Source organism: Clostridium sp. (assembly GCF_036639235.1).
GTDB lineage: Bacteria > Bacillota > Clostridia > Clostridiales > Caloramatoraceae > Clostridium_AB.
This window is the reverse complement of sequence record NZ_JAVWJB010000011.1, coordinates 1-21,124: the sequence shown is the minus strand read 5'-3', so window position 1 is coordinate 21,124 and position 21,124 is coordinate 1. Positions and strand designations below refer to the sequence as shown.

Here is a 21,124-nt window from a genome sequence, read left to right as displayed (position 1 = left end):
AAGGGCTGCTGAATTTTCCAAACCTAATTCTATTATATAGCTTAATGGATTAGGGATGATTTTGCTAATGGAAAGCATACGTAAAGTTCCCTACCTTAACTACACTATAAAAAATAGCTACTGATTATAAATCAGTAGCTATCCCTCTTTCTTTAAATCTATGGTCGAGGGGGACATGTGCCCCCGCTGACCATTCCTTATGAGGACCCAAGTGCCACCTTTAGGTGGCGCGCAGTAGCTTTAGCGGTCCTCGGCAAACTCGAAAAAACCCTGTTTTTTCGGTTTTATCTTACTTGGCTTCCTGTTTCTATTTCTTTATTAATGTTAACAACTTCTAGGATGCTATCATCATCTGATGAAGCTGCAAGAATCATTCCGTGTGATTCTATTCCACGAAGCTTAGCAGGTTTTAGGTTAGCAACTAATATAACCTTCTTACCTATCATTTCTTCTGGTGTGTAGTGCTTAGCAATACCTGAAACTACAGTTCTAGTTTCTCCACCAAGATCTACTGTAAGCTTAAATAGCTTATCAGCCTTCTTAACCTTTTCACATTCTAGTACCTTAACTACTCTAAGGTCTATCTTTGAAAAGTCATCTATTGTTATCTCTTCCTTTATAGGAATTATATCTCTCTTCTCTACTCCATCAGCCTTAAGAGCCTCTTCACGGATCTTATCAAGTTCCTCTAGTTTTTTCACTGCATCTATTCTTGGGAACATAACCTCTCCACGCTCTACCTTTAGGTTAAGGTCTACTCCGTTAAATGCTGCAAGGCTTTCAAGTGTTAGAACTTCTTCACCGTACTTAAATTGACCAGCCATCTTACATGCTGTATCAGGTAGTATTGGTGATATAAGTACTGTTATATATCTAATAGCTTCAGTTAGGTTGTATAATACACCTCTTAGTCTATCTAGATTCGCTTCATCCTTAGCAAGTTCCCATGGTGCTGTTTCATCAATATACTTATTAGCTCTTGAAACAAGCTTCATAACAGCTTCAACAGCTTCATTTATTCTGTAGCTATCCATTAATGATGTGTAGTTAGTAACTGTTTCCTCTGCAAATCCCTTAAGTGATGCATCAAATTCTCCCTCAAATACTCCCTTTGAAATGTTTCCATCAAAGTACTTAATAATCATTTGAAGTGTTCTTGATACTAGGTTTCCTAAATCATTTGCAAGGTCTGAGTTAGTTCTCTTTATGAAGTTTTCACTTGTATATTGTCCATCTGAACCAAATGAAACTTCACGAAGAAGGTAGTATCTAATAGCATCTACTGAGAAGTGCTCAGCAAGTAATACTGGGTCTACAACATTACCCTTTGACTTAGACATTTTCCCTCCATCTACTAGAAGCCATCCATGTCCAAATACCTTCTTCGGTAACGGTAGGTCAAGTGCCATAAGCATACATGGCCATATAATAGTATGGAATCTAATAATATCCTTACCTACAATATGAACATCTGCTGGCCAGAACTTATTAAATTCTGAATCATCTTCTCCGTTATAACCTAGTGCTGTAATGTAGTTTGAAAGTGCGTCAATCCATACATAAACAACGTGTCCCTCATCAAAAGTTACAGGAATTCCCCAGTTAAATGTAGTTCTTGAAACGCAAAGATCATCAAGTCCTGGTTTAATGAAGTTATTAATCATCTCATTCTTACGGCTTTCTGGCTCTATAAATCCATCATGTGATTCAATGTACTCAAGTAGTCTATCCTGGTACTTTGATAGCTTGAAGAAGTAAGCCTCTTCACGTGCATCCTCAACTGGTCTTCCACAGTCAGGACAGTTACCTTCAGCTAATTGAGTTTCTGTAAAGAAAGTCTCACATGGTGTACAGTACTTACCTTCATAATGTCCCTTGTATATATCTCCCTGCTCATAAAGCTTCTTAAAAATCTTCTGAACAGCTGAAATATGGAAATCTTGAGTTGTTCTTATAAACTTATCATTTGAGATATTCATAAGCTTCCAAAGCTCTTGAATACCACTTACAATCTCATCAACATATTCAATAGGTGTTACACCCTTTTCCTCTGCTTTTCTTTGGATCTTTTGTCCGTGCTCATCTGTACCTGTTAAAAAGCATACATCATATCCAGCAAGTCTCTTGTATCTTGCTATAGCATCTGCAACAACTGTTGAATATGTATTACCTATATGTAGCTTAGCGCTTGGGTAATATATTGGTGTTGTAATATAAAATGGTTTCTTAGTCATGTAAACTCCTCCTTAAAATAATGTATAAAAAAAAGCTTCCCCCCTAGTATCCTAGGGGCGAAGCACCGCGTTACCACCCTAATTCGCCAATAAATGGCCTCTTTGATCAATCGATCTAGCATATAACGGTGCAAACCGTAGCAGTCTAATTATTCGAAAGCTAAGCTCAGGAGCCATCTTCCTACTATAACATAACGCTTATTTTCACCTAACTAAGCTCTCTAAAGATATGTATCTAATAGTACTCTTTCCTTCATTGCATACAAATATATGTTAACTGAAAATAATTCCCTCGTCAAATATTCTTTCTATTATTAAAAAAATTATACATTGTTAAAATTTTTTAATACTTAATATTACATTTATTAGAATTTACTATAAGTTTTATAATTAATGGGAAATATATACCTGTGGAAAAACAATACTTTGATGATATATAATTAATTTATTAGTAAAAATTTCATTAGGTACACTTTAATGGTTTTTGCTTTGTGATTTTTATTTATTAATTTTTAATGTGTTTTGGGGTACCAAAATATAAAATTGGGGGGAAATCTATGAAAACTAAAAAAGGATCTTCTAACTCAAAAAGCCTACGTTCAAAAATGTTACTAATTATTGTTAGTTTAGTAACTGTTATATGTGTAGGTTTAGCAGCTGTTTCTATTTTTATTGCTAGAAACGCTGTAATGGATACTATTAACAAAACCCTTCCAGAAATAGCTGAACAATCTGCAGCTAGGGTTGAAAACTCATTAAATGAACAGATTAAAGTACTAGAGCATGTTGCTACTGATCCTGTTCTACTTGATGATAAGGCTCAAGTTACTGCTAAGCTTGAACAGCTTAATAAGGAAGTTAAGAGAATGGAACATATTAGCATGACACTTATTCTTAGTAATGGTGATGCTTACTGTACAGATTCATCTTCCTTTAGCGTTGCTGATGAAGATGGATACAAACTTGCAATGGAAGGTAAAACAAGTATCTCAGACCCTGTAATTAGTAAAAGTACAGGATCTATGATAGTTATGTATACTGTTCCCATTATGAAGGATGGTAAAGCAATTGGTGCAATTAATGCTGTAAGACCTGGTCAAGAGCTTGCTGCACACACAGGTAAGGTTAAACTAGGGGAAACAGGCGAAGCTTACATGATTAACTCAAAGGGTACATTAATTGCTGCTAAAGACGAAAAAAGAGTCTTAGAACAACATAATACAATTGATTTATCTAAGAAAAATGAGGCCCTAAAAGGACTTGCTACTGTAGAAAGCAAGATGATAGCAAGCCAAAAAGGCATAGGAGACTACTCTATAAATGGTGAAGAAAAATATGTTGGATTCGCTCCACTTAAGGACTATGGATGGTCAATAGCTGTTTCTATAGACTCAACTGAGGTTCTATCAGAAATTTCTTCATTAATGATTAACACAATAATTTTCTCAGTTATTTGTATAATCATTGGTGCACTTGTTGCATTTATAGTTGCTAGATACATAACAAACCCAATAAACAAGTCAGTTAAGGAACTAGAAACAATAGCAAATGGTGACTTAACTAGTAGTATTCCAAGGGAACTTTTACATAGAAAAGATGAGTTAGGTTCAATGGCTAAGGCTATTAACACTATGAAGGAATCAATTATAGCTATGTTAAATGATATTAGGGAAAGTTCTAATAACATTTCCTCTGAGGCATATGAATTAAATGCTGTATCAGTTGAACTTAATTCATCTAGCCAAAACATAACAGTAGCTACTAATGATGTTGCACAGGGTAATACTTCACAGGCTGAAGACCTAGTATCTATTACTGGAATTGTTGAGGACTTTAGTAGTCAGCTTGATGAGGTTATTGAAAGCATGAAGCTTGTTGACTATGGAACAAATCAAATCAAAAACATGGCAAACACTAGTAATAAGGATATGGATACTGTTATTTCTTCAGTTAAAAACCTTAATGGCATGTTTGATACCCTTATAGAAAAAACAAAAATTGTTGAAAGTAATGTAAATAGAATTAATGAAATTACAGACCTTATTAACAGTATTTCAGACCAAACTAACCTACTAGCACTTAATGCTGCAATTGAAGCTGCTAGAGCTGGTGAGGCTGGACGTGGATTCTCAGTTGTTGCTGATGAAATAAGAAAGCTTGCAGAACAATCTAAGGAGTCTTCAATTAGGATATCTAATATAGTAACTGAAATATCTACAGTTGCTAAGGATATGGCAAGCTCAACAGATGTTGTTAGCACAGAACTTGCTTCACAGGAAGAGAATATCTACACTGCAATAAAATCATTTGAAACAATTAATAATGGAGTTACAGAAATAACACCTAAGGTTGATAGTGCATCTAGTTCACTAAACAGCCTAAATAATGATAAGGAAAATATTCTATTTAAGGTAGAAGGAGCATCAGCAATAGCTGAGGAGGTTTCTGCTTCATCAGAGGAAATAGCTGCCTCAGCAGATGAAATGGGAATGGCTGCACAGAACCTATCAAGTTCAGTAGATAGACTAAACTCTCTAAGCTCTATTCTTATGAATAACGTAAACAAATTTAAAATGTAATATTAAATAGTTAGAAAAGGAAGGTAGCATGAAATTGCTGCCTTCCTTTAGTTTTCACTGATTTAACTTGTACAGATAAGATATTGTATCCTAGGCAGACCGCGTTTTGGATTTCTTCAAGAGGCTCTAAGGCATAAAATGGCGATACCCTAAGTGCAGACTAAAACTCGGCTGAGCCTCAAACAATAGTCTTTACTAAGGGTCTCTCCATTTTACACCTAAGACCCTCTAAGTCGAAACCAGAGGGTACAGCCTAGGATACAATATCTTATCATGAAGCTAGCTCAGCAGCTTGAGAGTTATATAGGATGGCTTTACAAAGCCGTAGGCTGGAAATTAACTTACGGGAGGCTACCTACCTTATTTAAATTTGGGGTGAGAAGTGTAAGAGCTTTTTTTAAAAAATAGAAGGTAGTAATTAGGGTTACTACCTCTTTAATGTTAATTTTATTTAATTATTGTATTTATAATTTTTACAGGTATTAATTCCAACCTGATTTTTCTAGTTTTTCGTAGATGTTAAAGGGGTTTTTAATGTTGTAGTATTCTTCTACATTTCTGTTGTCTGGATGTTTGTTTTTATATTTTATTGTTATATGCCATGGGTTAAAACCCATAAGTCTTGCCCTAAATGGCGTGTATCCTGTTGAGACCTCTTCTACTGCCTTTACATCTTTATTGTAGGCGATGAAAGCTCCTGCTTTTTGTCTTAGTAGGCATCTTCCTACTCCCTCATATGTGTAAAATATGGTTACAATTATTAGTACTGCTAAAAACCATTTGTTTTTAAGGACCTTTTTAATTGATACCTTAATATTATCCACCAAATACCTCCATTAACCTTTTTCTATATATTACCATCACTCTACTAGAAATATATTACAACTATATTAAATTAAAAAATTTTTATATGGGTGTATAAAACCTGTTTATCTGTCCATACTATAAATACAATACAATATGTTATATCCCCCTTTTTCTAGATATTATTGATTGTATTGTAATACCTATCATTCCCCCAAATGATAGTATCAAACTTTTTTTACAAAATACCCCCAAAATAATTCCTTCGCCCCCCCGTGAAGGAATTATTTTTTTATTTATATTTATTTTCAAGTTTATTTAATATAAACAGGTACTTCTCCTGTACCTCATAGTTATTCTTATCAAATTCCATGCATTGCTCCTCAATTTTTTCAAGGGTTTCCTTAGCTAATGTTCTAGCTGCATATGTGTAGGCCACATTATCTTCCTTTTCTATATGATCCTTAAGGAGATTTGCATATCCTACTGCATTTGCAATAACATCTACCCTAGCATCCTTATTACCTAATCTAACAAGGTTTACACTTTCCTCAAGGTTTCTTATATAGTTTCTACCAAGGTCATGATCTAGAAGCATCCCATAATTAATCATGTTTTCTCCTACCTTGCCACATTCCTCTACCATGTACTTAAATAGGATTTTCTCCTCCTTACCATGGTGGTATTTATCTGCGTAATCTCTAACAAAGTTAATTACATCATAAAAGTCATTGTAGTCTATCATCCCATTATTTAATATGTTTAAGCTCATCTTCCTGATAACCACAATAAGCCTGCTTATATTCCTATGTTCATTAATCATTATATCTATTGAATTCATAATGACTCCTCCTCATCTCAGTATCTTAAAAAAATTCTAATATATTAAACTTAGTATATCCACAATAGTATTAAAATTATCAATCCCCTATAAGGATAAACATAGTATTATTGTTTATAACTATCATCAAAAAAAATTCCATCTCTTATTCCCTCAAGTTTCATAAGTAGATAAATTTTCTCCCCTTCATTCTGTTGAGCAAGTTAATGGTAGTAGGTGGGGGCTTTAGGGATATTATTGGGTTTTGACTTAGAGAGTCTTAGGTGCAAAAGTTCAAAGACACTTAGGGATGGCGGCGTGTTTGAGGGAACCGAGTTTTAGCCAGCCCTTAGTGGATTTGTACTTTTGTGCCTTAGACCCTCTAGGAAAAATCCCACCGAATATCTCCTAAGCCCCCACCTACTACCTCACTTAAACTACAAAAAAGGTCATCCCAAAATTTATTAACTTTGAAATAACCTTTAAAATCTTATTTAAAAAACATATAGCAAATATAAACTGAGGCTATGCACCCTCCAAGGTGGGCTATTAACGCCGCTGAAAGACTGTGTCTTATTTTCTTAATTCCAAGTGCTCCAAAGTATATACTTAGAGTGTAGAATATTGTTTCTGTTGATCCCATAAGTACTGCTGCTATTCTTCCCTCCATAGAGTCAACTCCATAGGTGTTCATTATATCCGTCATTACCCCAAGTGAGGCACTTCCTGAAAGTGGCTTAATTATCATCATAGGAATTACTCCCTCAGGAACCCCCATCCAAGTTATTAATGGTGCTATCCATGATAATACATAATCTAGTGCACCTGAACTTCTAAATATATCAATTGCAAATAACATTGTTAATAAAAATGGAGCTATTTTTATAACTGATTTAAATCCATCCGTTGCTCCATTTACAAATTCTTCAAATACCTTTACCCTTTTTATAGCTGAGTATAAAAGAATAAATAGTATAAGCATTGGTATTATGTACTGTGACATTTTATCCCCTCCTACCTGTTAACCTTCTTAATATTGATGATGCTATAAGCCCAACTACAAGTGATGCTCCTGTTGCTAGTATTGTTGGAATTATAATATCTGAAGGGTTTGCACTATTAAGGCTTGCTCTAATAGATATAACTGTTGTTGGTAGGAACTGAATACATGCAGCATTAACTATAAGAAAAGTTACCATATAGTCTGATGCCCTATCCTTTTTAGGATTTATTTCCTGTAGACTTTCCATTGCTTTAATTCCAAATGGTGTAGCTGCATTAGAAAGTCCCATCATATTAGATGCTATATTCATAATTATATTGCCCTGGGCCTTAGGGCTTTTTTCATATAGTCCTCTAAATAAGAACCTCATAGGCAGTTTTAGTATTTTAGCTAAAATATCAACTAATGATGAGGCCTGACAAAGCTTCATTATTCCACTCCATACAGCCATCATTCCCCCAAGTGTTATTAATAGCTTCACAGACTTTTCTGCTGAAGTACTTATTGTAGATACTAGAAGGTGGGATTCCCCCTTAATAATAAAACTTATTACTCCAAGAATTATCATTATGAACCAAATAATATTAATCATAATCTTCTCCTTAAACTATGTATAAAAATATTTCATACTTATGTATATGAAAATTTAAGGTGAAAATTTACGTACATATTTTTCTTTATTTTGCATAATATTTACATTTTACCGTAAATATCGTAAAATAATAGTCGATATATATAATATCTATTGTAATTTCAAAACATAACTGTTATTTAATTTGAAATATTCAAACAAATATTATATATTATTAATAATAGTAGTTTTAGTTGACATCTTGGAAGTGACAAAATTTTATTTGGAGGTGTCTAAATTGATATTCAAACCAGATGAGGTTACCACTCTTAAAAAAGGGAGTCATATTCATGTTGAAGTAACTGAGGGTGACATACGAATATTAAAGAGGAATTTTTGTGGAGTCTATGAGCTTTACCAAAATGATACTGACAGAGAAATCGAATATTTTGATGATCTGATCCTATTTAAGAATAAGTATGGATCAATTCAAAGGAAATTTGCACTTTACAATTTATATGCACAACGAAAAGATATTTACACCCTAACAGAAAACCTAACTCTTAAGGAAGTCATTAAGTGGTTTTCACAATATGGCAGGGTAGAAGAAGTAGAATCTGTAAAAATTGATAATATAATTATAGACGGGTATAAATGGATCTCCGATATTGGAGATAATGTATGTTACTTTAATGTTGCCTTAACTCCAAACGAATATAAAATTAACATCAAAAACACAAATAAAAAAGTTGTATAGATATTTTATGTCTATACAACTTTTTTTATTTTTTACAAATCATACAAAATATTTTATTTTTTAATTTTTCACAAGTCTATGCGTATTTTTTGTCGAATTATATCGAACTGCACTTTATTTTCACTTAATATTTACTTAATATTTACTTAATATTTAAAATCGTAAAATTTTCTTTTAGGAAACATTAGTCACTTAAGTTAACTATATCCTAGCCGATACATGTTATATAACAACAATTTTTGCAAATTTATTTAATTATTTTCATATATTTGCTATTATATTCTATATATTGGAGTCAGCAAAAAAAATAAATAGTATAAACTGTAAATAACCCCACATATTTCTGAGTAAAACGTTTACCTAAAAGGTTGACTTTAATTGGTATTTTTGTTATTATTCATATTGATGAAAAATGTCGAATATTTAAGTGAAATTTAGGAGGATATGTATATGAAATCAACAGGTATAGTTAGAAGAGTAGACGAATTAGGAAGAGTTGTAATTCCAATAGAGCTTAGAAGAACTCTTGAAATTGCTGAGAAGGATGCGCTTGAAATATATGTAGACGGAGAGCAAATCATACTTAAGAAGTACCAACCAGCTTGTATTTTCTGTGGAAATGCTAAGGACGTTGAAAACTTCAAGGGTAAGAACATCTGTCAAGATTGTCTATCAGAACTTAAGTAAGCAATACATATTCCATGTATTTGGCCACCAAACATTGTTTGGTGGCTTTTGCTTTGTAATAAATAATAAAAAAGTCATACTATATTAGAATATTATTCCTATATAGTATGACTTGTCCTACACATCCTTATTTAAGCTCTATTTGAGCTCTAAGGGACTTTTATATGTCTATTGACTCTTTATATACCTCTGACTTGTGAATGCCTCTTTCCTTGCATACAGACTTAATAGCATCTTTCTTGCTCATTCCTGAATCTATACACTGAATTAGATGATCACGAATAGATAGGTCCTTAAACTTCTCTTCCTTTTGTTTTTCGATTTCTTCCTCTGTAAGCCCTTGAAGTATAAGTACAAATTCACCCTTTGGCTGAACCTCTTCAAAATGCTTTATTGCCTGGCTAAGTGTAAGTCTTAATACCTCTTCATAGCGCTTAGTAAGTTCTCTACATATAGCAATTTTTCTATCTCCAACAGTAGCATATAACTCTGATAGGGTTTTTTGAAGTCTATGTGGTGCCTCATAAAGAATAATTGTACGTCTCTCATCCTTTAGCTTAAGGAGTCCCTCACGTCTACCCTTACCTTCCTTCTCAAGGAAACCTTCAAACACAAACTTATCTGTAGGAAGCCCTGAAACAGTAAGTGCATATATACCTGCAACTGGTCCTGGGCAGGCAAAAACATCTATACCCTCTTCAATACAAAGCTTAACTATATCCTCACCTGGGTCAGATATACCAGGAGTTCCTGCATCTGAAACAAGTGCAATAGAGTTTCCTTCTTTAAGCTTCTCTATAAGCTTATCACCTGAAAATTTCTTGTTATGCTCATGATAACTTATAAGAGGCTTTCTAATTCCAAGATGATTAAGTAGCTTAAGTGTCTGTCTTGTATCCTCTGCAGCTATAATATCACTGCTTTCTAACATTTCTATAGCCCTAATAGTAATATCTTTAAGATTCCCTATTGGGGTTGCAACTAGATATAATTGTCCCATATTAACACCTACCGTAAATTCTGTTTATTTCCTCTGTATAGCTTCCGTCTAAGTTGTATACATATAATGGACTATCTATGGTTAAAAAGTCCCCTCCGCTGCGTACAGCCTCAATAAGTAGCATAGTAGGGCTCTTTCCCTCCTTAGGATGGACAAACCTAAGTCTTCTTGGTGCAAACTTATGCTTATGAAGTGAAAGTATAATATGTTCTAGCCTCTCTGGCCTATGTATCATATAAAGCTTTCCTCCACTTTGAAGAACCTTAGATGCTGAGAATATAATATCATCAAGTGTTATTAATATCTCATGACGTGATATGGCTTTCTTATCTGTAGGGTTTAAAAGCCCTGTATTATTCTTCTTATATGGCGGATTACAAACTACAACATCATAATACCCTGGCCCTATAGCCTTGTAATTCTTAATGTCTTCGTTAATAATATTAATCTTATGTGATAATCCATTTAGCTCCATACTTCTTGAAGCCATTTCAGCAACCTCGCCTTGAACCTCAACTCCAACTATTTCTGATGGCTCGTATCTCCCCTCCATAAGTAGGGGAATAATACCTGTTCCTGTTCCAAAGTCTACTACCTTACTGCTTCTCTTAGCATTTGCAAAATCAGCAAGTAGTACAGCATCTATTCCAAAACAGAACCATTCCTTGTTCTGTATTATCTTAAGTCCCTTAAGATCTAAATCCTCAATTTTCTCACCTGGTCTTAACATGATTCACCTTCCTAGCTTATTGTAAAGCATCTAAAACTAGCTTCATCTCATTTTTGTCTATAACCCTAGCATATCTAGCTACTACAGCTGAATCCCTATTAATAATATAGGTTGTAGGAATCTTATCAACCTTGAATAGCTTCCCAATCTTACCATCACCATCTAACAATAAATGTGATGATGTTATAGGGTGTTCCTTTCCAAATTTCTTAATATCTTCAATCTTATCATTGGAGCTAATATAAACAATTTCTATGCCCTTGTTAACATACTCCTTCTGAAGTAACCCTAATATATCGATTTCCTTAGTACTATCAGCATTCCAAGTATTAAAGAAATTAATAATAGTAATCTTACCCTTAAAGTCATCACTTGAAACCTTCTTACCATCTAGGTTAAGTGTTTCAAAGCTTGGCATGCTCTGTAGAGCCTCTTCACTAATAGGTGTGGCTTGCTTACTAGCATCACCTTCCTGAGAACCAGATTCTAAATTAACCGGTACCTTACCTGTATCAATTCCTGCTGATTCACACCCTAGTAACATAAACATTATTAGTATAATTCCAATTAATTTTCCCATGTACCCTCCAATATAAATTCTCATCGCTAGTTATTATCTATATATGTACCACAATATTAAAACTATGTCACTTGCAACCTAATACAATTGATTTAAACTGTGTAATTTACTATTCTACAAATAAAAAAACTAAAGGCTACTAATAGTAGCCTTAAAGTATTTTGATTAAATTATGTGAAGAAGGTTTAGTCTTCTTCTACAGGTGACCCAACTGGGCAAACTAGTGCACAGTTTCCACATGATATACATTGAGCTGCATCTATTTCGAAGATTACATCTCCCTGTGAAATACAATTAACTGGACACTCACAAGCGCAAGCACCACATGAAATACATGATTCTAATATTTTAAATGCCATAAATATACCTCCTGCAAGTAGTTATATTATTCCTTTAAAAGGTTTGAAATAGTCTTTCCATCTTCACCAAGCTTCTTAAGTTCTTTCTTAAGTTCCTCTTCAGATAGTTCAACATGCTCAAATTCACCTTTTTTAAGCTTTATTTGTTTTATTTTGTATTCTCTAATTTCGAATTCATCGTTGTCGTTTTTAACTCTAACCTTAAGATTCTCTTTAAGTACGCTATTCTCAACAACTTCACCATTTCCGTCTGGTGTTGATACTATTGATGAAACCTTAGGTAGTCTCTTCCTAATTTCAACATAAGTATCCTGTTCATAGTTAAGACAACACATAAGTCTTCCACATACCCCAGAAATCTTAGTAGGGTTAAGTGATAAATTCTGCTCCTTAGCCATTTTAATAGAAACCGGTTCAAAATCTCCAAGGAAACTAGAACAGCATAACTTTCTACCACATGGTCCAAGTCCACCAATAACCTTAGACTCATCTCTAACACCTATTTGACGAAGCTCAATTCTCGTTCTGAATATAGCTGCAAGGTCCTTAACAAGCTCTCTAAAGTCTATTCTTCCATCTGCTACAAAGTAAAATATAATCTTACTGTTGTCGAAAGTGTATTCTACATCTATAAGCTTCATAGGCAGATTATGTTTATGTATCTTCTCTAGGCAAATACCGTATGCCTCTTCCTGCTTCTTCTTGTTGTCGCTATTCTTATAAAGGTCTTCTACTGTTGCAACCCTAATAACCTTTTTTAAAGGAGCTACAATTGAATCCTGAGGAACCTCTCTAAGCCCAATTACAACATCTCCAAATTCAAGTCCTCTAGCTGTTTCAACTATAACCTGATCGTCCTTTTTTATATCTATATTATCTGGGTCAAAATAGTATATCTTACCTGCTTTTTTAAATCTAACACCAACAACTGTTATCATACTTTATTTTGCCTCCTGTATACCTAATATCATAACTTCCATAGTTAGTTGGAAGTTGGTATCTCTAATAAGCCTTTTCCTAGTGTCAGTTATAACCCTAAGTGCCTTATCTAATCTATTATAAGATAATCTGTAACTTTCCTCAACTAATATTTGAAAATTATCCCTATTTATTATGTTTTCGCTTGATTGGTCAATCTTCAATATAATAATATCCCTATATAGAGATGTTAATATACCTAAAACATTATCTATATTATCCTTATACTTAGTGAACCCTGATGCTATTTCCATAGCCTCAAACTTAGAAACCTTAAATAAATTAAGACCTATTTCTAAAACCTCACTTCTTAAGGAATTAAACTCTACTGAACAGGCCTTAAGTGCCTCACCATAATTTCCCTCACTATAAAGGGAAGCAAAAACACTTTCATCCTCTGAATATCCCTCTTCTATGAGCTTCTCCTTAATAAGAGAAACATCTTGGCGGAAAAGCTTAATAATCTGACATCTAGACTTTATAGTATCAAGTATTGTTAAAGTAGTTGATGCTAATAAAATAATAGTAGAAGCTGCAGGGGGCTCCTCAAGTGTCTTTAAAATAGCATTCTGTCCCTCTATTGTTGTGGTATGAAAATTATCAATAATAAGAACCTTACGATCACCCTCATATGGCTTCTTATAAACCTCTTCAATAGAAAGCCTAATATTATCTATCTTAACAGTATCCTCTAAAACAATCTTAACATCAGGATGATTCCCCTCCCTAATCCTTCTACAAACAGAACAATCACCACAGGGACCTACATCTTCACTTCTACATAAAAGAGACGCAGCAATATAAAAAGCAACATTCTTCTTACCAAGACCCCTATCTCCCTCTATAAGATAAGAATGGGCAATACGATTCCCCTTAAGTGAGGAGTTAAAAAGCTCAATAACCTTATCCTGACCTACAATACCAAACATACTAGCATTCCTTTCAAACCATAATACCCTATTATAACATTAATACCCCACATATAAAAAACATCCTCTATTTAATCAAAAAATATACTAACTTCTAAAACCCAAACCCTATAAATTCTCAAATAAAAAAATATCAACCCTAGTTGATATCCCCCATAAAAATATAAATCCAATATATCTACTACATTAATCTATCCAAAACAAAAAGATAGCAACTATGTTGCTATCTCCCCGTAGCTTTTTCAAAGCTACCAACTTATATTCCTTCAATCCGTTGAATTGCTTCATGGTGGATCAATTTATCCGGCTACACCCTTTATTAAGGATTAATACTTCATGTTAGATTTTGATATGGGCTAATTGCATTAAGCTTAGACTTAGAAATTCTTAAATAAAAAATTCTGGTAGGCCTTAGATAAAACCGTAGTGTTTGAAGCTTTAGCTGAGTTTTACGGTTATCTTAGGTATACCTAAATTTTTTGTTTTAGAAGTTCTTGTTACAATCTCACTAGCCAATTAGAACATATCAAATCTAACAGGACTAACCCTTAATTAAAAGACTATGTGAGGATAAATTACATCCACCTGTACTATTCCAACAAACCTACGCTTTTTCGAATTCGTCTACATTAAGAACAAAAATCGTAGCTCCACCTATTGTAACCTCTACAGGTGATGGTATATACATACCTCCTCCTCCTACTACTGATGTAGGTGGGGCAACAGTGGCCTTACGTGTTTTACATACATCCTTAATTATCTTCTTAACATCTGGTACTTGTTCGTCTTCCACTCCTGTAAGTATAGTAGTGTTTCCAGCTTTTAAGAATCCTCCAGTTGTTGCAAGCTTAGTTACTTGAAAGTCTGCCTTATTAAGTTGACTTATAACATAACTTGCATCATCATCATGTACTATTGCAATAATAAGCTTCATGTTAATCACTCCTAAATAAATTATTAACTATAATGCCCATAATTAAGTTATATACATTATACACCATAATTATGTTAATGGTAAAAGTAGTAACCATACATTATATGAAAGTAGGTATAGAATTTGTTATAAGAATAATAAATTCTATTATACTACTTAAAGTTCTAACTAAATATATAAAAATCATAGCCAAAAGTCGAATATTATAATTCCTTAACTAATAGTATAGTACTAATTAATATTAAAGGTGAAAAAACTATGATGCATTTTAGTACCATGACAAGTAAGGAATTAACCCTACTATCTGCTGTTTTAGCTATTGAAATAGCTGAGGGTGCAGATATTGATGAACTTAATATTATAGGTAACTTCCTAGTTGGCGTTGGAACACTACTACTTGTAATAGATACACAAGAACAATTCCTTAATGACCTATTTAGTGGTAGTAGTGATGAATCAACTCCTATACATGACGGAGTACCATGTGAAAATGATTAGTTTATAATAATCTTAATATATCCTCCTTAATAGCTTTAATGCAGCTGTTAAGGTCATTGTTAATGTAACGCTTAACAATTCCACAACTATTAAGCCTTTCTTCACTAAAGTCCTGACTATCAGCTAAAAACCTTCTACACAGCTCACTGTAGTTAGGACTTAGCTGGGTCCTCTCTCTAGATAAGGCTCTTTCAAGTCTTACCCCATCTTCAACCTCTACATAAAATGGAATAACCCTATCACTTGAGAAATAATTCTTAAGTGAAGTGTAAGAATCAAGTGTTGTAATAAGAATATAATTAATATCCTTGTCAAGCTGTCCATCATCAACTGTAGCATAGTGCCAATCACCATTAACAGTTGCATATACACGGCACTCTATAACCTTAGAATCTTCCCTATACTTATTTAGTGTTTCTAAATCTGTAAAAAAGTATTCACATCCATTAACCTCTCCACTACGGATAGGTCTTGTTGTATAGGTAACAAGTGGAGTTAACCCTAAATCCTCATCATCTTTAATTTTACTATATATAGTGTCCTTACCTGAACTACTCTTTCCCATTAAACAAAATATCTTTCCCATTATAACTCTCTCCTAGTATCTAAAACCTTAATACATTTCGTATTTAAATCATCTAATCCGTTAATCTGTATATTGTTTTCAATTGCCCTATATAGGGAATCTAACTTTGACCTTGTAATTTCCTCCCCTGGAAGCAGTACTGGTATTCCTGGTGGATAAGGTGATAGCATAGTAGCACTAATTTTACCTATAGCATCACTAAGTTTAATTTCTATACTTTTTCCTTCAAATCCTTCTCTAATAGATATTTTGCTAGTAGAAGAATAATCAAATCCATCTATAAAAGTATTAGTATTATAAACATCTTCTCTAGAGTCTATATTAATTAATGCATTAAGTAGGGCTTTATAATCCTCTTCACAGTCAAAAACACTTCCTATAACAACAATATTATTAATATCTGCCATTTCAACTTGAATATTATATTCTTCCCTAAGTATCCCCTCAGTAACCTTACCTCCAAGTGGACACTTAATAACAAGTCTTAATCTATCCCCATTTTGATTGTCTAGTACTTTATATGATGATGGAATACTTGCCTTAAAATCTTCAATATAGGTAATAACCCTGTCTATATCCTTGTTACCATTTTCACTCATATAGCTAATTCCAGCCTCAATTGAAGCCATTAATATATATGAGGGACTTGTGCTTTGATATAGTGATAGCATAAATCTTAACTTATTCTTATCTATTGAATCTGAGACATTAAGCATTGCTGTTTGAGTAAGCGATGGTAGAGTTTTATGTGTTGAAATAACCTCCATATCGGCACCCTGCATAATAGCTGAGCTTGGCATCTTATCTGAAAAAGGAAAATGTGCTCCATGTGCTCCATCAACTAAAAGCTTCATATTATACTTTTTAGCAATGGTGCTAATACCTTTTATATCGGCGCAGGTTCCATAGTATGTAGGCGAAGTTATTACTATAGCCCTCGCATAGGGATTCTCCTTAGCCGCCTTCTCAATATCCTCTGGCGTAACACATGATGCTATATTAAACTCCTCGATAATCCTAGGAGCCACCCATACCCCCTGAATATTATTCATATAGCAACCCATAAAAACAGATCTATGGCAGTTTCTCTGAACAATAATAGTGTCTCCAAATCCTGCAACAGTTCCTATCATTGCATAAATTCCACTAGTTGAACCATTAACAAGGTAGTAGGAAGAATTCGCATCATAAATGTCTGCTGCCATCTCCTGTGACTGTTTAATAGCCCCCTCAGGGCAGTGAAGATTATCTGTACCCTCAACCTCAGTTAAATCAATATTATATATATCACGAAAAAGATCCATATTAGGACTACTCAGGGTGCGCCCCTTATGTCCTGGCATATGAAATCTTATATTGTTTTCTTTTGAGTATCTAATAAGCGAATCCATAATTGGTGTTTTCATAAAAAACCCTCCTAATTACTTAAAATTATATCACCTATGAGAAATTCAACAAACCACAATATAAGGAAGATTAATATATTTCCTATTTGTGCTATTATTTATAGTTTAAGATATTAATCATAAATTACCCTTATACTTCTAATCTAATAATAGTTTGAGAACATAAAGCAAGGGACCTGCTTATATTTTAAGCAAGTCCCTTATTACATCTTAGCGCTTCAATCTTGTCGATTAAAGCATTACTAGGTTCGAAGGCGAATCTATAAAGTTTTCCATCCTTTTCAAATATGCAAGTTTTGGTTAAGTTATGTTTAGGATTTAACGTAAAGTCGTATTTCTTATAAACCCTAGTTGCTGGAACTTTACATGAACAGCTATCTAATATAACTATGTTCTTTGCCTTAAAGTTAAGCTTAACTACTCTCTTACCATTTGTAACATCTTCTATTATTATTTCATTATCTATAATTTCATATCTATATATCCTGTTCATTTTCCTCTTAGAAAATAATATAGCTCCTATCGTAACTGCGCCACCTACTGCTAATACAAGTAAATAATATTCTCCTAGCATTACCACCTCTGGTAACACAGCAAGCAACAACACTATATATGTTGTAAGTGTACCAACTATAATTCCTCTAAATATACCCTTGTCATCACATTTAACATCTTCTCTGTATAATGCACCCATTTATCTATTAACTCCTCAAAACATTTATAATAACAGATTGATTATACTTAAGTTGCGTTACAAACACTATGGCAGTAATCACCTAGTTTTGACCAATTTCTTTAAAAAATAGCCAATTAGTCAATTTATCTAGGTTTATTATATGTTATATAGTTTATTTGAGGTTTCTCGTATACTATTAGACGTTTATATTAAAGAGGTGCTAATAATTAGAATATAAACTCTGATAATAATGTAAATATCCTATAATAAAATCTAATTTCATAGGGTTTTTAATAGGCATTAAAGAAAAATATTTAATTCTAAACAATTTCAGGCTGTTAATCATATTAACAGCCTGAAAATAAAAAATATATTAAAGTTAATAACATCCTAATTTAATATTATATTAACTAAACTAACTTATAACTTCTCCACCTATTTTACTATATTCAACTAAATCTATTGTCCACTTGTTATTAAGTGTATCAAGATATTCTCTCATTTTTTCTAGATACTCAGTATTATTTCTATCAACTAAAGCAAGTAGTGTTGAACCTGACCCACTTATGAATTCACAAAGTCCTCCTGCCTCTTTAGAAGCATTAAATATTTCATTATATCCATTAATTAAAGTTCCTCTATAAGGCTCATGAATCTTATCCTTAACAATATGTCTAAGGTTATCAGTTTCTCCATTAGCTAGGGCAGTTACAAATAAAGCAACCCTTGAAATGTTATAAACACATTCCTCCCTTGAGTATGATGTTGGGAGTACCCCTCTAGCCTCACTTGTACTTACCTTAAAGTCTGGAATCATAACAGCACATAGAAGATTCTCTGGGAATGATACCTTAGAATAATATACCTTTCCATCTTCCTGAACAGATGAAACCATACCACCAAGAAGTGCTGGAGCAACATTATCTGGATGCCCCTCCATATCATTAGCTATTTCAAGCATCTCCTCTACAGTAAGCTTATCTCCTGTTAGCTTATTACCTGCAAGTATACCTCCAACTATACAAGTTGCGCTACTTCCAAGTCCTCTAGACATTGGAACGTCACATTTATATACATGGATATTAAATCCCTTATGCTTCACATTAACCTTTTCGTATACTCTAACAAGAGCTCTATAAATTAAGTTTTCATCATCAGTAAGGTCTAATGGCTCATTTTCAACTAGGGTAACAACTCTACCCTCAGTTTCTTCAATTTCAATATAATTATATATACTTACCGCCATTCCAAGAGCATCAAAACCTGGCCCCATGTTTGCAGTAGTTGCTGGCACCTTTACCTTTACCACTTATATTCACTCCCCTAGTAAAATAAGCCACCTGATAGGTGGCTTTATGTTGTAAATTTTATATTTTAAATTAACCAATAATTTCCTTTTCAATAGCCTCAAGTGTTGAATCAACAACAGTAAAGTCTCCCTTAAGACCTACTGCAGTATCAGGGTCCTTAATTCCGTTACCTGTAAGAATACAAACAACCTTAGCACCCTTCTTAATCTTACCTTGCTTATATAGGTCGTAAAGACCTGCTACTGAAATACTTGATGCAGGCTCAGCAAATACACCTTCGCTTGAAGCAAGTAATTGGTATCCCTTTAGGATTTCTTCATCAGTTATCTTGTTAATTTCTCCATTTGATTCCTCAAGAGCTGCAAGAGCCTTGTCCCAGCTAGCCGGATTACCTATTCTAATAGCAGTTGCTATAGTTTCTGGATTCTCATAAACCTTGTTATCAACTATAGGTGCAGCACCTGCAGCTTGGAATCCAATTAGAGCCGGAAGTGAATCAACCTTTCCAAGTTCCTTATATTCCTTAAATCCCTTCCAGTATGCAGTAATATTACCTGCATTACCTACTGGAATTGATAAATAATCAGGAGCACTACCTAACTGCTCACAAATTTCAAATGCAGCAGTTTTTTGTCCTTCTATTCTATAAGGGTTAATTGAATTAACCATAGTTATTGGATGCTTTGCTGAAATTTCCTTAACCATGTTAAGTGCATCATCAAAGTTTCCATCAATAGCAATAATTTTTGCGCCGTATGCAATAGCTTGTGCAAGCTTACCCATTGCTATTTTCTTATTAGGTATAATAACCACACACTTCATTCCAGCCTTAGCAGCATAAGCAGCCGCTGCAGCTGAAGTATTACCTGTTGAAGCACAGATAACTGCCTTTGATCCCTCTTCGTATGCCTTAGTAACTGCCATAGTCATTCCTCTGTCCTTAAATGAACCTGTAGGATTAAGACCTTCATACTTAAGATATATTTCAATACCTGGCATAAGCTTCTCTAAATTCTCTGCTCTAATTAATGGTGTATTACCCTCATGTAATGTAATTGCCTTAGTATCCTTACTTACCGGTAAATACTCTCTAAATTCGTTGACTAAACCCATCCACCTCATACAAATAAACCTCCAAATATATAATATGTATTCCGTATATAGACATATGTATTCCTACTAAATACTAATATCCCTATAATAACATAGAAGGCTACTATTATCAACAGTTAAGCCTATATAATAACTATAAATATTTAGTCTGGAATATATACCTATTTCTATAGATTTTATCATAAATTCTACTGTTTTTATATAATTTGGTTTTAGGCAATAAAAAAAAGCTATGGAAATTATACCATAGCCATACAGTAAGTAAAAATTGTGAAGAAAAACTTCGCCATTTAATAAGTTACTTAAAATATTATAGGTTACTTCGTAAATATTTTCAAGCAACATAAAAAACCTCACAAGTTGTGAGGTTTTCAACCAAGCGACTTCCTACCCTCCCAGTCCGTCACCAGACTAGTACTATCGGCGTTAGAGAGCTTAACCTTCGTGTTCGGTATGGGAACGGGTGTATCCTCTCTGCCATCATCACTTGATCGCATTATCTTCAGTTAACTAATTTAGTTCTCTGAAAACTGCACAGCATTTAAAAACTTAGATTAAGCCCTCGATCTA

21 protein-coding genes, 1 rRNA gene and 1 other annotated feature are annotated in these 21,124 nt (G+C 33.6%); of the genes, 4 read left to right on the top strand and 18 right to left on the bottom strand.

The annotated features are described in order from the left end of the window. Positions 1-284 precede the first annotated feature (284 nt). Positions 285-2,234 carry a methionine--tRNA ligase gene (metG, locus tag RR539_RS04825; RefSeq protein ID WP_332483489.1) on the bottom strand — a complete coding sequence of 650 codons (1,950 nt, stop codon included), beginning with the start codon at positions 2,232-2,234 and terminating at the stop codon, positions 285-287. Between the two features lie 50 nt (positions 2,235-2,284). Then, positions 2,285-2,500: a binding site (T-box leader), on the bottom strand. A gap of 291 nt (positions 2,501-2,791) precedes the next feature. Between metG and RR539_RS04820 the strand changes: the two genes are divergently transcribed. Beyond that, the gene (locus RR539_RS04820) at positions 2,792-4,813 is read left to right on the top strand and encodes a methyl-accepting chemotaxis protein (protein ID WP_332473193.1); all 2,022 of its coding nucleotides are present in this window, start codon (positions 2,792-2,794) and stop codon (positions 4,811-4,813) included. A gap of 482 nt (positions 4,814-5,295) precedes the next feature. On the opposite strand, the gene RR539_RS04815 is transcribed toward RR539_RS04820, so the two are convergent. The 4 genes from RR539_RS04815 to RR539_RS04800 all read right to left on the bottom strand — a co-directional run bounded on the left by RR539_RS04815 (position 5,296) and on the right by RR539_RS04800 (position 8,032). Then, on the bottom strand, positions 5,296-5,637 hold the full coding sequence (locus RR539_RS04815; protein ID WP_332473192.1) for a hypothetical protein: 342 nt from the start codon (positions 5,635-5,637) through the stop codon (positions 5,296-5,298). 272 nt (positions 5,638-5,909) lie between these two features. Next, positions 5,910-6,458 carry a hemerythrin domain-containing protein gene (locus RR539_RS04810; RefSeq protein WP_332473191.1) on the bottom strand — a complete coding sequence of 183 codons (549 nt, stop codon included), beginning with the start codon at positions 6,456-6,458 and terminating at the stop codon, positions 5,910-5,912. A gap of 469 nt (positions 6,459-6,927) precedes the next feature. After that, complete coding sequence (locus tag RR539_RS04805; protein ID WP_332473190.1) at positions 6,928-7,440, bottom strand: spore maturation protein; 513 nt, start codon at positions 7,438-7,440, stop codon at positions 6,928-6,930. A 1-nt stretch (position 7,441) separates the two neighbouring features. Continuing rightward, a complete protein-coding gene (locus tag RR539_RS04800; protein ID WP_332473189.1) occupies positions 7,442-8,032 on the bottom strand; it encodes a nucleoside recognition domain-containing protein in 591 nt (196 codons plus the stop codon). 277 nt (positions 8,033-8,309) lie between these two features. Between RR539_RS04800 and RR539_RS04795 the strand changes: the two genes are divergently transcribed. Then, positions 8,310-8,768 carry a hypothetical protein gene (locus RR539_RS04795; protein ID WP_332473188.1) on the top strand — a complete coding sequence of 153 codons (459 nt, stop codon included), beginning with the start codon at positions 8,310-8,312 and terminating at the stop codon, positions 8,766-8,768. A gap of 450 nt (positions 8,769-9,218) precedes the next feature. Then, complete coding sequence (locus tag RR539_RS04790; RefSeq protein WP_442878389.1) at positions 9,219-9,455, top strand: AbrB/MazE/SpoVT family DNA-binding domain-containing protein; 237 nt, start codon at positions 9,219-9,221, stop codon at positions 9,453-9,455. 160 nt (positions 9,456-9,615) lie between these two features. Here RR539_RS04790 and rsmI read toward each other — a convergent pair whose 3' ends face one another. The 7 genes from rsmI to RR539_RS04755 all read right to left on the bottom strand — a co-directional run bounded on the left by rsmI (position 9,616) and on the right by RR539_RS04755 (position 14,965). After that, a complete protein-coding gene (rsmI, locus tag RR539_RS04785; RefSeq protein ID WP_332473186.1) occupies positions 9,616-10,455 on the bottom strand; it encodes a 16S rRNA (cytidine(1402)-2'-O)-methyltransferase in 840 nt (279 codons plus the stop codon). Position 10,456: 1 nt separating this feature from the next. Further along, positions 10,457-11,185 carry a tRNA1(Val) (adenine(37)-N6)-methyltransferase gene (locus tag RR539_RS04780; RefSeq protein ID WP_332473185.1) on the bottom strand — a complete coding sequence of 243 codons (729 nt, stop codon included), beginning with the start codon at positions 11,183-11,185 and terminating at the stop codon, positions 10,457-10,459. A gap of 16 nt (positions 11,186-11,201) precedes the next feature. Beyond that, positions 11,202-11,765 carry a TlpA family protein disulfide reductase gene (locus tag RR539_RS04775; RefSeq protein WP_332473184.1) on the bottom strand — a complete coding sequence of 188 codons (564 nt, stop codon included), beginning with the start codon at positions 11,763-11,765 and terminating at the stop codon, positions 11,202-11,204. A gap of 185 nt (positions 11,766-11,950) precedes the next feature. Further along, the gene (locus tag RR539_RS04770) at positions 11,951-12,124 is read right to left on the bottom strand and encodes a 4Fe-4S binding protein (protein ID WP_332473183.1); all 174 of its coding nucleotides are present in this window, start codon (positions 12,122-12,124) and stop codon (positions 11,951-11,953) included. A gap of 26 nt (positions 12,125-12,150) precedes the next feature. Then, positions 12,151-13,062: a PSP1 domain-containing protein gene (locus RR539_RS04765; protein WP_332473182.1), complete on the bottom strand. Its 912-nt coding sequence runs from the start codon at positions 13,060-13,062 to the stop codon at positions 12,151-12,153. Positions 13,063-13,065: 3 nt separating this feature from the next. After that, complete coding sequence (locus RR539_RS04760; RefSeq protein ID WP_332473181.1) at positions 13,066-14,031, bottom strand: DNA polymerase III subunit; 966 nt, start codon at positions 14,029-14,031, stop codon at positions 13,066-13,068. Positions 14,032-14,635: 604 nt separating this feature from the next. Further along, positions 14,636-14,965: a cyclic-di-AMP receptor gene (locus tag RR539_RS04755; RefSeq protein ID WP_332473180.1), complete on the bottom strand. Its 330-nt coding sequence runs from the start codon at positions 14,963-14,965 to the stop codon at positions 14,636-14,638. A 258-nt stretch (positions 14,966-15,223) separates the two neighbouring features. Here RR539_RS04755 and RR539_RS04750 point away from each other — a divergent pair, with 258 nt between their 5' ends. Beyond that, positions 15,224-15,463: a hypothetical protein gene (locus RR539_RS04750; protein WP_332473179.1), complete on the top strand. Its 240-nt coding sequence runs from the start codon at positions 15,224-15,226 to the stop codon at positions 15,461-15,463. 1 nt (position 15,464) lies between these two features. On the opposite strand, the gene RR539_RS04745 is transcribed toward RR539_RS04750, so the two are convergent. From RR539_RS04745 to rrf, 6 genes are all read right to left on the bottom strand, one after another. Next, a complete protein-coding gene (locus RR539_RS04745; protein ID WP_332473178.1) occupies positions 15,465-16,049 on the bottom strand; it encodes a guanylate kinase in 585 nt (194 codons plus the stop codon). After that, positions 16,049-17,455, bottom strand: a complete 1,407-nt coding sequence (locus RR539_RS04740) for an aminotransferase class I/II-fold pyridoxal phosphate-dependent enzyme (RefSeq protein ID WP_332473177.1) — start codon at positions 17,453-17,455, stop codon at positions 16,049-16,051. The genes RR539_RS04745 and RR539_RS04740 overlap by 1 nt, the downstream gene beginning before the upstream one ends. 187 nt (positions 17,456-17,642) lie before the next feature. Continuing rightward, positions 17,643-18,149 (bottom strand): hypothetical protein, encoded by a 507-nt coding sequence (locus RR539_RS04735; RefSeq protein ID WP_332473176.1) that lies wholly within the window; start codon positions 18,147-18,149, stop codon positions 17,643-17,645. Positions 18,150-18,546: 397 nt separating this feature from the next. Then, positions 18,547-19,440: a homoserine kinase gene (gene thrB, locus RR539_RS04730; RefSeq protein WP_332483487.1), complete on the bottom strand. Its 894-nt coding sequence runs from the start codon at positions 19,438-19,440 to the stop codon at positions 18,547-18,549. Between the two features lie 70 nt (positions 19,441-19,510). Then, entirely contained in the window at positions 19,511-20,563 is a 1,053-nt protein-coding gene (thrC, locus tag RR539_RS04725) for a threonine synthase (RefSeq protein WP_332473174.1), read from the bottom strand. Between the two features lie 365 nt (positions 20,564-20,928). Beyond that, a 5S ribosomal RNA gene (gene rrf / locus RR539_RS04720) occupies positions 20,929-21,045 on the bottom strand. Between the last annotated feature and the right edge of the window lie 79 nt (positions 21,046-21,124).